13 protein-coding genes are annotated in these 12,466 nt (G+C 52.3%); 10 read left to right on the plus strand and 3 right to left on the minus strand.

Annotated elements, in window-relative coordinates; all coding sequences use genetic code 11:
- The first annotated feature begins 5 nt into the window (after positions 1–5).
- Genes AC9UEO_RS08170 through soxA form a run of 6 tightly spaced genes read left to right on the plus strand, consistent with a single transcriptional unit; the run spans position 6 to position 4,693 of the window.
- Positions 6–464, plus strand: a complete 459-nt coding sequence (locus AC9UEO_RS08170; RefSeq protein WP_509532008.1) for a (2Fe-2S)-binding protein — start codon at positions 6–8, stop codon at positions 462–464.
- Positions 461–2,626: a xanthine dehydrogenase family protein molybdopterin-binding subunit gene (locus tag AC9UEO_RS08175; protein WP_509532011.1), complete on the plus strand. Its 2,166-nt coding sequence runs from the start codon at positions 461–463 to the stop codon at positions 2,624–2,626. The genes AC9UEO_RS08170 and AC9UEO_RS08175 overlap by 4 nt, the downstream gene beginning before the upstream one ends.
- Positions 2,623–3,027: a sulfur oxidation c-type cytochrome SoxX gene (gene soxX, locus AC9UEO_RS08180; protein ID WP_509532013.1), complete on the plus strand. Its 405-nt coding sequence runs from the start codon at positions 2,623–2,625 to the stop codon at positions 3,025–3,027. Before AC9UEO_RS08175 ends, soxX begins: the two co-directional genes overlap by 4 nt.
- Positions 3,024–3,536 carry a thiosulfate oxidation carrier protein SoxY gene (locus AC9UEO_RS08185; protein WP_509532016.1) on the plus strand — a complete coding sequence of 171 codons (513 nt, stop codon included), beginning with the start codon at positions 3,024–3,026 and terminating at the stop codon, positions 3,534–3,536. Before soxX ends, AC9UEO_RS08185 begins: the two co-directional genes overlap by 4 nt.
- Positions 3,536–3,886: a thiosulfate oxidation carrier complex protein SoxZ gene (locus AC9UEO_RS08190; protein WP_509532019.1), complete on the plus strand. Its 351-nt coding sequence runs from the start codon at positions 3,536–3,538 to the stop codon at positions 3,884–3,886. The genes AC9UEO_RS08185 and AC9UEO_RS08190 overlap by 1 nt, the downstream gene beginning before the upstream one ends.
- 12 nt (positions 3,887–3,898) lie before the next feature.
- Positions 3,899–4,693, plus strand: coding sequence for a sulfur oxidation c-type cytochrome SoxA (soxA, locus tag AC9UEO_RS08195; RefSeq protein ID WP_509532022.1), 795 nt, complete (start codon positions 3,899–3,901; stop codon positions 4,691–4,693).
- Between the two features lie 7 nt (positions 4,694–4,700).
- On the opposite strand, the gene AC9UEO_RS08200 is transcribed toward soxA, so the two are convergent.
- A complete protein-coding gene (locus AC9UEO_RS08200) occupies positions 4,701–5,540 on the minus strand; it encodes a shikimate dehydrogenase (RefSeq protein WP_509532025.1) in 840 nt (279 codons plus the stop codon).
- 841 nt (positions 5,541–6,381) lie between these two features.
- Here AC9UEO_RS08200 and AC9UEO_RS08205 point away from each other — a divergent pair.
- The 3 genes from AC9UEO_RS08205 to AC9UEO_RS08215 are packed head-to-tail and all read left to right on the plus strand — an operon-like array spanning position 6,382 to position 9,374.
- Positions 6,382–7,998, plus strand: a complete 1,617-nt coding sequence (locus AC9UEO_RS08205) for a rhodanese homology domain-containing protein (RefSeq protein WP_509532091.1) — start codon at positions 6,382–6,384, stop codon at positions 7,996–7,998.
- Positions 7,999–8,004: 6 nt separating this feature from the next.
- Entirely contained in the window at positions 8,005–8,694 is a 690-nt protein-coding gene (gene modB / locus AC9UEO_RS08210) for a molybdate ABC transporter permease subunit (protein ID WP_509532028.1), read from the plus strand.
- Positions 8,691–9,374, plus strand: a complete 684-nt coding sequence (locus AC9UEO_RS08215; protein WP_509532031.1) for an ATP-binding cassette domain-containing protein — start codon at positions 8,691–8,693, stop codon at positions 9,372–9,374. The genes modB and AC9UEO_RS08215 overlap by 4 nt, the downstream gene beginning before the upstream one ends.
- Here AC9UEO_RS08215 and AC9UEO_RS08220 read toward each other — a convergent pair.
- Both AC9UEO_RS08220 and AC9UEO_RS08225 read right to left on the minus strand, forming a co-directional pair.
- Positions 9,349–9,927, minus strand: coding sequence for a cytochrome b (locus AC9UEO_RS08220; protein WP_509532034.1), 579 nt, complete (start codon positions 9,925–9,927; stop codon positions 9,349–9,351). The genes AC9UEO_RS08215 and AC9UEO_RS08220 overlap by 26 nt on opposite strands.
- A gap of 30 nt (positions 9,928–9,957) precedes the next feature.
- Complete coding sequence (locus AC9UEO_RS08225; protein ID WP_509532037.1) at positions 9,958–10,905, minus strand: YVTN family beta-propeller repeat protein; 948 nt, start codon at positions 10,903–10,905, stop codon at positions 9,958–9,960.
- Between the two features lie 96 nt (positions 10,906–11,001).
- On the opposite strand from AC9UEO_RS08225, the gene AC9UEO_RS08230 reads away from it, so the two are divergent.
- Positions 11,002–12,432 carry a DHA2 family efflux MFS transporter permease subunit gene (locus tag AC9UEO_RS08230; protein ID WP_509532039.1) on the plus strand — a complete coding sequence of 477 codons (1,431 nt, stop codon included), beginning with the start codon at positions 11,002–11,004 and terminating at the stop codon, positions 12,430–12,432.
- The last annotated feature ends 34 nt before the right edge of the window (positions 12,433–12,466 follow it).

Below are 12,466 nucleotides of genomic sequence, written 5' to 3' on the forward strand. Positions count from 1 at the left end.
ACACCATGAAACTAAACGTCAACGGACAAACCCACCAACTCGATGTCGAACCAGAGATGCCCTTGCTTTGGGCGCTGCGTGATGAACTCGACATCAAAGGGCCCAAATACGGTTGCGGTATCGCCCAATGCGGTGCTTGTACTGTTTTGCTCAACGGCGAACCTGTTCGCTCTTGCTCTTACCCTGTTTCCTCGGCGGCAGGACAGCAAGTGGTCAGCATTGAAGGCTTGGCTCACAAAGGCAAACTTCACGCAGTTCAACAAGCTTGGATAGATCACCAAGTACCCCAATGCGGTTACTGCCAAGGTGGCCAAATGCTGGCGGCTGTGGCCTTGCTGAAAAAGAAACCCAAACCCACCGATGAAGACATCGATGCGGCCATGACCAATATTTGCCGCTGCGGCACCTATGCGCGTATGCGCACCGCCATCCACGCCGCAGCCCGTCAGGCAGGTCAATCATGAACGCTCTCACCAACGCAAGCCTGAACCGCCGAGGCTTTTTGCAAGTCAGCGCCAGCGCCACTGCCGCCCTGAGTTTGGGTTTTGTACTGCCATCTCAAGCAGAAAACGCCAGTGCCCAAGAGGTCAATGCATGGATAGACATCCATGCTGATGAATCAATTGTCATTCGCTATGCGCGTACAGAAATGGGCCAAGGCAGTCGCACCTCGGCCCCCATGCTGATTGCCGAAGAACTCGAAGTCGATTGGAAAAAGGTACGCGTCCAAGCTGTTCAGGCGCATGAAAACCTCAAACGCAAACGTGCCTATGGCGACATGGCGAGTGTGGGCAGCCGAACAATTCGCAACTCGCAAGAGTATTTGCGCAAAGCCGGTGCCTCTGCTCGCATGATGCTGGTGCAAGCCGCCGCTCAGCGCTGGGGCGTCCCAGAGAGCGAGTGTCAAGCAGTTTTGGGCAAAGTGGTTCACGCGCCCAGCAAAAAAAGCCTGAGCTATGGTCAGCTGGCTGCCGACGCCGCCAAACTGACCCCTCCCAAGGATGTGGCGCTGAAAGACCCCGCTACCTGGACCATTGCCGGCAAACCCCTACCACGGGTGGATATGCACGATATCGTGACCGGCAAGATTCGCTTCGGTGTCGACACCCAGTTGCCCGGTATGTTGCACGCTTGCATTGCACAGTCGCCCGTGTTTGGCGGCAAAGTCGTCAGCATGGACAGCAGCAAGGTGGACAACCGCCGTGGCATCGTCAAAGTGCTGAACATGGGCGAGTTTGTGGCGGTGGTGGCTGACAACTGGTGGCGAGCCAAAGAGGCACTGCGCGATGTGTCCATCGACTGGGACAGTGGCAAGTACGCTCAGGTCAACAGTGCCAGCCTGATGAAGCTGTACCGAGATGGTTTGAGCCAAACCGAAGCTGCGGTGGCACGACAAGACGGGACTGCGGTGGCAACCTTAGACAAAGCCAGCAAGGTCATCGAAGCCGAGTACTACACGCCTTACTTAGCCCATGCCACTTTAGAGCCCATGGTGTGCACCGCTTGGCTGCAAGAAGACCAATTGCAAATTTGGGTATCTACCCAAAATCCAGAGTCCAGCTTGACAGCAGCAGCCAGCACCGCCGATGTACCGCAAGAAAACGTCAAAGTGTTTGCCATGCAAATGGGCGGCGGTTTGGGTCGCAAAAGTCCGCAAGACTTCACACGCCAAGCGGTGGCTATTGCCAAGGCCATGCCTGGCAAACCGATCAAACTGATGTGGAGCCGCGAAGAGGACACCCAGCACGACCTTTACCGACCCGCCAGCTTGGTCAAAGTTCGCGCCAGCGTTCAAGCCAACGGAAAACCTGATGCGCTGCATATCCGTGTCAGCGCACCCTCCATTTTTTCGCAGTTGCTGCGTATGCCATTGCAAAACGGTGTGGATCCCCAAGCCGTCGCATCTTTCAACGACCACCCTTACGACATACCCAATTGCTTGGTTGACTTTGCCCAACGCAGTGCCCATGTGCCTGTGGGTTTTTGGCGCACCGTGGGGCACTCGCAAAACCCATTTGTGCGCGAGTGCTTCATCGACGAGTTAGCCCATACCGCAGGCATTGATCCCTTGGCCTATCGTCTCTCCCTGCTGCCCAACAACGAGAAAGCCAACCGAGATCGCGGCATATTGCAAGCAGTGGCCAAAGCCGCCGATTGGGATAAGCCTTTGCCTTCTGGTGTGTTTCGCGGTATTTCAGAGACCGAAGGCTATGGCAGTTACACAGCCTGTGTTTGTGAGGTTTCGGTCAACGCTAAAGGCGAGGTTCGTATACACCGCATCGTCATCGGCATTGACCCTGGCTACGCCGTCAACCCCGACAACATCCAAGCGCAACTCCAAGGCAGCGTGGTACACGGTTTGTCCGCCATTTTCTGGGGCGAGATGACGGTCAAAGATGGGCGCATAGAGCAATCTAATTTCCATGATTACCGCATGATGCGAATGAACGAAATGCCTAAAGTGCAAACGGTGATTGCCCCCAGTGGCGGTTTTTGGGGTGGTGTGGGTGAACCTGCGCAAGCGCCTTTGGCACCAGCTTTGGGTAACGCCTTGTTCGCAGCCACTGGCAAGCGCATACGCTCTTTGCCGTTGAAAAACCACGGTTTGAGTTTGGTCAAAGCATGATGCGTGGGTTGTTACTTGGTGTGCTGCTGCTAAGCCCTTTGGTCTGGGCAGCCGACACCATGCCCGCCACACCATCGGCTGCCACTGCAGACGCAACACGGGGTCGCAAACTGCTGCTGGCTCGGCAAGACACGGGTTGCATTTTGTGTCACCAACTGCCAGGTTTTAAAGAAGGCGGCGAAATGGGCCCCTCTCTGATGGGCGTGGGCGAGCGACTCAGCAGTGAGCAAATACGCCAACGCATTGCCGATCCTCGTGTGCTAAACCCTCAAACTTTCATGCCTGCTTATTTCAGTACTGCAGGTCTTCATAATGTCGCCAAACCCTTGCAAGGCAAAACCGTGCTCACCGAGCAAGGTCTGGAAGACATCATTGCCTATTTATTGAAGAACCCTACATGAGGTCTCACTTGCTATCTCGTCGCCAGTCAATCTTGAACATTTTTCAAACCACCCTCGCTGCCAGTATGGGTGGCTTGTGGCTGGGCTCTGCCAGAGCGCAAGTGGACAAACTCACCATCACGGGTTTGTCCGAGGCGCGTTTGCGCTCCTTTGAAGAAATGGTGCGACCTTATGTACAAAACCAAACGCTAAAAAAAGAAAACGTAAGCTTGTCCCTGCCCATGTTGGCAGACAACGGCCACATGGTGCCTTTAAGTCTCAAGATTGACAGTCCCATGACCGAGGCCTCCCACATCACCCACGTCTACCTGATTTCGCAACGCAATCCTGTGCCCTTGATGGCCAAGTTTGTCATGGGGCCTTGGAGTGGGCGTGCTGATTTAAGTACACGTGTGCGCTTGTCGGGCAACCAAAGCGTGATTGCGCTGGCAAGGTTGTCCGATGGCAATTTCATTTACGATGTGCAAGAGGTGGTGGTCACCGAAGCAGCTTGTGTGGACAACGGCTGATGAGTTCCGCTCGCTTGCAAATTCCACCTCGCATCGCTCAAGGCGATGTTTTCAAGGTTCGCCTGTTGGTCAACCATCCCATGGACAGCGGTTTCTTAAGGGACATTGATGGCGTGATCATTCAACGTAATGTCATCCGACACCTGCTGTGCACTTTGAATGGCCGAGAGGTATTTCGCGTGGAGCCCACCACGGGGGTTGCAGCCAACCCATTGTTTGAGTTTTATTTGCGGGCAACCGAGTCGGGTGAGATGCTGTTTCGCTGGGTGGATGACAAGGCTTACATTGGAGAACTGCGCCACAACTTGGTGGTCGAGTCTGCCAACGTATCTAAGCCTGCCAGTAACTGAGCAGCGTCCATCATGCGTTTTGCCGTTTGCAAGTGTTTTCTTTGGTTGTTGCTGGCCGGTTTAGGTGTTGCCACACCTTCGCATTCACAGCAACGCATCATCCCTTTGGATAAGTTGCAGTCTGGCTTGCATTTTTCAGGCGCCGAAGTGCAGTCCTTGCAGACTGATGAGTTTGCCAACCCTGGCAATATCGCTTTAGACAACGGCATCAAATTCTGGGGTAAGCCAGAAGGAAAAAGCAATAAAAGCTGTCAGTCCTGCCATGGTGAAATCGACAAAATGAAAGGTGTCTCCATCCGCTACCCGGCCATCGACAAAGCCAGCGGCAAACTCTTTAACTTAGAAGACCGTATTCGGAACTGCCGCGTCAAAAACCAAAAAGCCGCTGAGTGGCCTTTTGAATCTGATGAGTTGGTGGCCATGACATTGGCCGTGACCAGCACCTCGCGCGGCCTGCCTTTGCAAGCACAAATTACGGGGGTGGCCAAAAGCCATTTTGAAAACGGTCAACGTATTTTCATGACACGCCAAGGCCAAATGAACCTGGCTTGTACAAATTGTCACGACCAACACTATGGGCAAAAGTTGTTTACCGACCCCTTAAGCCAAGGCCAAGCCAATGCCTATCCGCTGTACCGCATCGATTGGCAACGTGTTGCCTCACTTGAGCGGCGACTGCGTTTTTGCTACACCGGCGTGAAAGCTGAAATACCCCCATGGGGCCATAGCGATATGCGAGACATCAGCTTGTATTTGATGTGGCGCGGACAAGGCTTACCCGTCGAAGCGCCTGCCGTGCGCAAATAAACAACGGCTAAAACGTCGCCAACACCTTGGCCCATAAAGCAGGTGTCACCTCTGGCATGACACCAAACCAAGAGGCAAAAGCCGGTCTGGCTTGGTGCAACAACATGCCCAAACCATTGACCGTGGGGTTGCCCCGTGCAGCAGCACGCAAGAGTAAATCCGTTTGTAAAGGTGTGTAAACAATGTCAGAGACCAAAGCTTGGGCGGGCAAAGCATCGAGTTGCAAGTCCAAGGCAGGTTGACCTTGCATACCTTGGGTGGTGGTATTGACCAACAAGGCTGCGTCCTCCAGCACGGCATGGCGCTCGGACCATCCAAAAGCTTTGACAGGTGCACCAAATTCTTGGGCCATGGCCAAGGCTTTGTCATGGCTGCGGTTGAGCAAACGAACCTCTGTGGCTCCTGCATCGGCCAATGCCCACACTACTGCTCTTGCTGCACCTCCCGCGCCTAGCACCACAGCAGGACCAGCGCTGGCTTGCCAACGGCTGTGGGCTTCACGCAAACTTTGGATAAACCCAAATGCATCGGTGTTGGTACCGTGCAAACTGCCGTCAGCGCGCACGCTCAAGGTATTGACGGCTCCTATGCGCTTGGCCATGGGGTCTGCCTCATCGACCCAAGGCAAGGCCTCGATCTTGTGGGGCAAGGTGAGGTTACAGCCTGCAAAACCTAAGGCTTTCAAGCCAGTCAATGCTTCTTGCAAATTCACAGGGTTCACAGCCAGCGGAACATATGCACCGCGCAGGCCATGCTCGGCTATCCAGTGCGAGTGAATGAGTGGAGAGCGCGAGTGGGAAACAGGCCAACCCATCACACCCGCCAAAATAAATGAATCAGTTGCCATAAGAGCGCTAGCATATCTCGACTTAGGGGGTGAGAAGCTTGCCCCCCGCATGTGAAACAATCAGGGCAGTCCCGTCAACTGTCCCGAGATGTCAGACACTACGCCCACTTCTATTGCTCGTTTTCACCATTTCTTAGCGCAAATCACGCGCTTGGTGGATATTGCACCTGAAGAAGCTGAACTTTTATCTCAAGCGCGTGAATGCCTGCATTCTCTTGTAACCCACGATGACTGGTTGCTGCCTGAGTTTGCGCAGCCCCATCCACAGCACTACCAGCAGTATTTGTTGTATGCAGATCCTCAAGACCGCTTTTCGGTGGTGAGTTTTGTGGGTGCGCCTCGTGTATCAACGCCTATCCATGACCATACCGTCTGGGGCTTGGTGGGTATGTTGCGTGGTTTGGAGTTTTGTCAACCTTACAGCCGCATGTCCGACGGACGCTGGGCGCCAGCAGGTTTTCAAATCGATATGTTGCCTGGCGATGTTGAAGCCATCTCTCCTCGTATTGGTGACGTACACAAGGTGTGGAATGCCTTAGCAGATGAGGTCTGCGTGAGCATCCATGTGTACGGTGGCAATATTGGTCTGATTGAACGCAACAGTTACCGAGAAGATGGCTCACGCAGCAAATTTGTGTCTGGGTATTCCAATGTCACATCTGTTGCAGAAGCACCAATGCAACCGCCCCCTGTTGCATCACCCCCTGTGCCCGCTAGCGCACCCGTTTTTATCGCGGCATCGGCCTCGACTGTTACGCCTTCTGAGGCTGTCCCCGCACCTCTGAGTGAAGTGATTGAGCAAGTCGGATCAAAGCCCAGCCACGACACCCCGACACAGGCCATTGCGTTGGAAGCCGCACATCCTTATGCCGTAAGCAGTTACGCACAAATAAAGGCAGCCCTCTTAGCCAAGCAGGAAATCGCGCTTATTGATGTGCGCGAAGAAGACTCTTATGCCCAAAGCCATCCTTTGTTTGCCATCAACTTGCCCTATGGACGCATTGAAGTGGATGCATGGCGGCGCATACCGCGACGCGATACACCTGTGGTGGTTTACGACAATGGCGAAGGCTTGGCACTGCAAGCTATGCCTGTATTGCAACGCATGGGTTACAGCCAATTAAGCGTTATGCAAAACGGTTTGGCAGGCTGGGCAGCCGCAGGGGGTGAATTGTTTCGCGACGTCAATGTTCCCAGCAAATCGTTTGGCGAGCTGGTCGAAGCACAACGCAAAACGCCCTCTTTTTCTGCGCTTGAGGTCAAGGCCCTGCTCGAAAGAGGCTCAGACATGGTGTTACTTGACGCAAGCCGATTTGATGACTACCAAGCCATGAGCATTCCAAGCGCCATCAGCGTCCCTGGAGGTGAATTGGTCTTAAGAGCACGCTCACTTGCACCCAGTCCCACTACCCGCATCGTGGTCAACTGCACGAGTCGCACCCGCAGCATCATTGGCGCACAGTCGCTGATCAATTCTGGCATTCCCAACCCCGTGTGCACCTTGCGCAATGGCACGATAGGCTGGACGCTTGCTGGTTTGGATTTGGTCAAAGGCGCTGGCCAGCGCTATGGCGAAACCAACGAAAACGATCGCAGCAAAGCCGCTGCCTCGGCTCTGGCCTTGTTATTCCGTGCGGGCGTACCCCGAGTGGATCAAGCCACGGTGAAGCAGTGGTTGACTGAAACCGATCGTAATACCTATGTGTTTGATGTACGTAGCCCAGAAGAATATGCCCAAGGTCATTGGCCTTGCGCTATCTGTGCACCAGGGGGGCAACTGTTGCAAGAAACCGATCACTTCATTGGTGTAAGAGGTGCACGTGTGGTGGTGTATGACGACGATGGTGTACGCGCCAGCATGGCAGCGTCTTGGCTGGCACAAATGGGCTGGCAAGTTGCCGTCATGAAAGACATCACAAACCAGGACCTGCAAAGCAAAGCCGCTGTGCCAGATGAAGAGTTGCCGTCTACGCTTGCGCCGTTGTCTGTGGTTGATCCCCCTACCCTCAAAACTTGGCTGGCTAACCGCAGCAACCTGAGCATGGTGATCGATGTTGGCGACAGCGCAACCTATGTCAAACGCCATATCCCAGGTGCTTGGTGGTTACTACGGTCTCAATTGACACAAGACTTCAACCGCGTACACAAAGCCAACCGCTATGTATTGACTTGTGGGGATGGGCGCATTTCGCGGTATGCCGTGGCAGAGTTGCAACCCCTGCTACGCCCTGGCGTGGAAGTTCTGTGGTTGCCTGGTGGCAATGCAGCTTGGCAGGCTGCAGGCTTTAGCACTCAACAGGGAGAATCGTATTTGGCCAGTCCGCGTATCGATCGCTACCGTCGACCTTATGAGGGCAGCGATAACCCTGCACTGGCTATGCAAGCTTATTGGGATTGGAAATACGGTTTGGTTGAACAACTCAAACGTGATGGCACACACCACTTCAAGGTCATTTAAATCTCTATGGATACTGCTTGGGTCGCGCTTGCACTCACCCTGAAAGTTGCGGGTTGGGCCACCGCCATCAATTTGCTGCTGGGTGTTGCTGTCGGGTATGCCTTGTCGCGTAGGCGTTTCAGAGGGCGAGATGTTATAGACGCAGTCCTGACCTTACCCATGGTCTTGCCCCCCACAGTGCTGGGCTACTACTTGTTGGTCTTATTAGGTCGCCATGGTGCCATTGGTCAATGGCTCAAACAAAACCTTGGCATTGAGTTGATCTTCACTTGGCAAGGCGCAGTGATTGCGGCCAGCGTGGTCGCCTTTCCACTCGTCTTCAAAGCAGCAAGAGCAGCTTTTGAAAATGTTGAACCCACATTAGAGCAAGCTGCCCGGGTACTGGGTCTGAGTGAGGCGGCTGTTTTCTTTCGGATCACACTGCCTTTGGCTTGGCGCGGTATTTTGTCTGGCACTCTCTTGGCCTTTGCACGTGCAACAGGAGAGTTTGGCGCCACGCTGATGGTGGCTGGCAGTATCGTCGGTGAAACGCAAACCCTGTCCATCGCCGTTTATGAAGCCGTGCAAGCGGGGCAAGACCAAACCGCTAATTTTTTGGTACTGGTGACCTCTGTCAGTTGTTTGGCACTGCTCTTGAGTGCGGGTTATCTGGCCCCAGGTCGCATCGCGGGTCAAGCCCAACGAGGTGACCGATGATGTGGCAAGTAGAACTTCGCAGTCGCTTTGGGCATCAACAATCTGCTTTCAACCTTTCGATTACTTTCAAAAGCAATGCCCAGCGACTGGTGCTGTTTGGGCCATCTGGCGCTGGGAAGACACAAACATTGATGATGATGGCAGGTTTGAACTCACCCCAGCAAGGCAGAGTGGTCTTTAAAGACAAGCTCTTGTTCGACAGTCAAAGCCACGTTAATTTGCCAGCTCGGCTTCGTGGACTTGGCTATGTGTTTCAAGATTACGCTTTGTTCCCCCACCTGACAGTGCGTCAAAACATTGGTTTTGCGCTAAGCAAAGGCTGGCTTAACCCATCTCATTCGCACAAATATCCGTCGGTAAACCATTGGATAGAGGTTTTCCAACTTGAAGCAGTGGCGAGTCTGTATCCTGAACAGATCTCGGGTGGGCAGCGTCAGCGCACAGCTTTAGCCCGTGCATTGGTGTCACAACCAAAGGCCTTGTTGTTAGATGAACCTTTTGCCGCCATGGACCGAACATTGCGACAGCGTCTGCGTGATGAGTTGTTACAACTTCAAACAGAATTGTCTTTGCCCATGGTGCTGATCACCCATGATGAAGAAGATATGAAAGCCTTTGCCCAAGAGGTGATTCAAGTGGACAACGGCAAAGTAGTTATCGGCTCCAACCCATCCGACTGAGCAGGCCATCGCGTTTAACCCATTGGTGCCATACAGCAGCCGATATATGCAAGATGATGAGGATCATCATTACAAAAGCAGTTACTTCATGGATCTCACTGAAGAGTTCTTTGCCCTCAGGCCAAGGTTCCCATAACTTAGGCAATGCCAACCCAAACAACTTGACAGGGTACTGAGAGAAACTCGAGCCCAGAAAGCCTGTCACTGGCAATACAACCATGCACACATACAAAACACGATGAACCCATTTGCTCAACTTGTTTTGAAACTCGGTGTTGCCAATGGGAGCAGCAGGCACTGAATGGGTGACACGCCAACCCAATCGCCACAAAATCAACAACCCTAAGCAAATGCCAATTGACTTATGCAGGTTGAACCATTGCGCACGAACGCCAGGTGGGTCTTTAGGAATATCTTCCATCCACAAGCCCAAGCCCAGTTGATAAAAAAGACCTATAACCAATACCCAATGCAGTATCACCAACATGCGGTCATATTTCAAAGGCATGCTTATGTCATCAGCTGCATCGGTCGCGGAATGGTCAGAACTCATGAAAGCTTTCGGTTAGTTAAGAGTTTGTGGCTAGTGTGTAACCACGCCCCATGGCAGTTTACCTGTAGGTATCTCTTTGACCATTTTGCGACTGGCAACATCGACCACACTGACTGAACCGCTGCGGCCTGAGGCGATGTAAAGCTTTTTACCATCGGGCGAAAAACTCATGTTCCAAGGACGTTGACCGATGGCGATGTTCTCCACCACTTTGAATGTGGCGGTATCAACCATAGACACATTTGCGTCCCCTCCATTGGTAGCAAACACATAAGCACCATCAGGCGAGACCACAACGCCTGCGGTACGTTTGCCCACAGACTGCTTTTCCACCACTTTTCGCTCGACCATATCGATGGCAACCAGCAAACTGGCAGCCTCTACAGCGACATAGGCTTTTTTACCATCAGGGCTGAAAGCAATGCCGCGTGGGCGCTCGCCTACTTTGATCGAGCCCACTTGTTTGCGTTTTTCAATGTCCAACACATCGACTTGATCGGCTTCTTCCGCAGAAACCAGCATGAGCTTGCCATCAGGGCTGAACACACCGTGCTCTGGGTTTTTGCCATGAACGGGAATATCAAACTCCACCTTGAGACGCTGGGTATGGATAAAGCTGATGCTGTTGGCGCCTTCATTGGCAACGCCCAGCCATTCACCATTGGGTGAGCAGTACACCGCTTCAGGAGATTCACCCAGTTGCACACGCTGCTCAATCACACCTTTTACGGTATCGATCACCCACAGCTGTGCTTTGTTTTGTTCGGTGACGTAGAGTTTTTTGCTGCCCTTGCAAACAGTCAAACCACGCGGTTTGCCACCTGTATCAATGGTGGAGACCACGGTATCTGTGGCGATGTCAATGACAGAGATGGTGCCAGCACCCTCGTTGGTGGCGTAGGCGCGGGATTGGGCAAATACTGGATTGAAAGACAAACAACAGAGAGCGAAAAAAGAAAAGTAGCGGATGCGTTTCATTTCAAAGGCTTTCTAGTCACAAAAGTGATCATTCGAACTATCTTAATTGAATTGAATGACCCTTAAATTGTTGAGAATACTCAGCTATATTTCAGCATGGACACGCTCAAAACCTCTAATGCAGATGACGCGAAAGCAAAGAAAATCAAACGCATCCTTCCCTTGATTGTCGGGGTGTCTTTGTTCATGGACCAGCTGGACGCGACGATAGTCAATACCGCGATTCCAGCAATGTCTGTCAGTCTTGGGGTATCACCTTTGAGCCTTAAGGCGGTTATGACAAGCTACCTGCTGAGCTTGGCAGTATGCATCACGCTGAGCGGTTGGATGTCAGATCGATTTGGCTCTCGCCGAGTATTTGCCAGCGCAGTGGCTTTATTTACCTTTGCATCTTTCTTGTGTGGCATCTCCAATTCTCTTGAGATGTTAATTGCATCGCGTGTTTTGCAAGGGGTTGCTGCTGCACTCATGATGCCTGTGGGTCGGCTTTTGATCGTGAGAACCTTTGACAAATCAGAATTGCTCAAAGCAATGAATTTTGTGATCATTCCCGCTCTGATGGGTCCTTTGCTGGGCCCCACAATTGGCGGCTTGATCATTCATTGGTTTTCTTGGCAGATGATTTTTTTCATCAATATCCCTATTGGGATTGCCATTTTGTATTTGGTCAAGGACTATGTTCCGCAATACCAAAGTGAGGAAAAGAAGTCATTTGATTTTTGGGGCTTCTTGCTGTTTGGAACAGGCTTTGGTCTGCTGACGTGGATGCTAGATCTTGTTGGCAACCGCCACCCAAATTTCGCCTTGATCATCCCCGCAGGGATCATTTCGCTGCTCATGATTGGCGGCTATGTGCTGTATTCCCAAAGAGTCCCCTCACCTTTGCTGAATTTAAAGTTGTTCGAAATTCGAACATTTCGGATTTCTGTTCTTGGAGGGTTTTTTAGCCGCTTAGGGCTGGGGGCCTTGCCTTTTCTTCTGCCGTTTTTTTACCAAATCGGCTTGGGGTTTCCAGCATGGAAAGCCGGATTGCTGACCATTCCAACCGCCCTTGCTGCCATCAGCATGAAGGTTTTTTCATCCAAAGTTTTGGCGACCTTGGGGTACAAAAGGGTGTTGATTTTGAACACTGCTTTGATCTCACTTACTTTCAGTATTTATGCTTTCATTGACGCACAAACCTCTGTGGGATTCATTTTGCTGGTCAACCTGTGTATGGGCTTGTTCAGTTCACTGCAAATGGCCAGTATCAATTCAATGGCTTTTGCAGATATTTCTAAAAACAGCGCCAGCATGGCAAGCACCATCAGCAGCTCAATGCAACAAATGACCATGAATTTTGGTTTAGCCAGTGGCGCATTGATCGCTGGTTTTTTTCTGCAAAATATGCAAAGCAGTACCCCCGAGGAAACCATCGCCGCTGTTCAGCAATCTTTTTTGGCGCTGGGGGTTTTGACTGTTGCTTCAGTGGTCTGGTTTTTGTACTTGCGCAAAGAGGACGGTGCCCAAATCACTGGTCACCGATAAACACCTCTTACCAAGACCGCCATGGGCCAAGGTT

Source organism: Limnohabitans sp. (assembly GCF_040401495.1).
Lineage (GTDB): Bacteria > Pseudomonadota > Gammaproteobacteria > Burkholderiales > Burkholderiaceae_C > Limnohabitans.

What these genes read in the sequence shown, in the direction of transcription:
- modB (WP_509532028.1), top strand. Translation starts at nt 8,005, where the DNA reads ATGGATACTGCTTGGGTCGCGCTTGCACTCACCCTGAAAGTTGCGGGT.
- AC9UEO_RS08220 (WP_509532034.1), bottom strand. Translation starts at nt 9,927, where the DNA reads ATGAGTTCTGACCATTCCGCGACCGATGCAGCTGATGACATAAGCATG.
- AC9UEO_RS08215 (WP_509532031.1), top strand. Translation starts at nt 8,691, where the DNA reads ATGATGTGGCAAGTAGAACTTCGCAGTCGCTTTGGGCATCAACAATCT.
- AC9UEO_RS08200 (WP_509532025.1), bottom strand. Translation starts at nt 5,540, where the DNA reads ATGGCAACTGATTCATTTATTTTGGCGGGTGTGATGGGTTGGCCTGTT.
- AC9UEO_RS08185 (WP_509532016.1), top strand. Translation starts at nt 3,024, where the DNA reads ATGAGGTCTCACTTGCTATCTCGTCGCCAGTCAATCTTGAACATTTTT.
- AC9UEO_RS08225 (WP_509532037.1), bottom strand. Translation starts at nt 10,905, where the DNA reads ATGAAACGCATCCGCTACTTTTCTTTTTTCGCTCTCTGTTGTTTGTCT.
- AC9UEO_RS08230 (WP_509532039.1), top strand. Translation starts at nt 11,002, where the DNA reads ATGGACACGCTCAAAACCTCTAATGCAGATGACGCGAAAGCAAAGAAA.
- AC9UEO_RS08190 (WP_509532019.1), top strand. Translation starts at nt 3,536, where the DNA reads ATGAGTTCCGCTCGCTTGCAAATTCCACCTCGCATCGCTCAAGGCGAT.
- soxA (WP_509532022.1), top strand. Translation starts at nt 3,899, where the DNA reads ATGCGTTTTGCCGTTTGCAAGTGTTTTCTTTGGTTGTTGCTGGCCGGT.
- AC9UEO_RS08170 (WP_509532008.1), top strand. Translation starts at nt 6, where the DNA reads ATGAAACTAAACGTCAACGGACAAACCCACCAACTCGATGTCGAACCA.
- soxX (WP_509532013.1), top strand. Translation starts at nt 2,623, where the DNA reads ATGATGCGTGGGTTGTTACTTGGTGTGCTGCTGCTAAGCCCTTTGGTC.
- AC9UEO_RS08175 (WP_509532011.1), top strand. Translation starts at nt 461, where the DNA reads ATGAACGCTCTCACCAACGCAAGCCTGAACCGCCGAGGCTTTTTGCAA.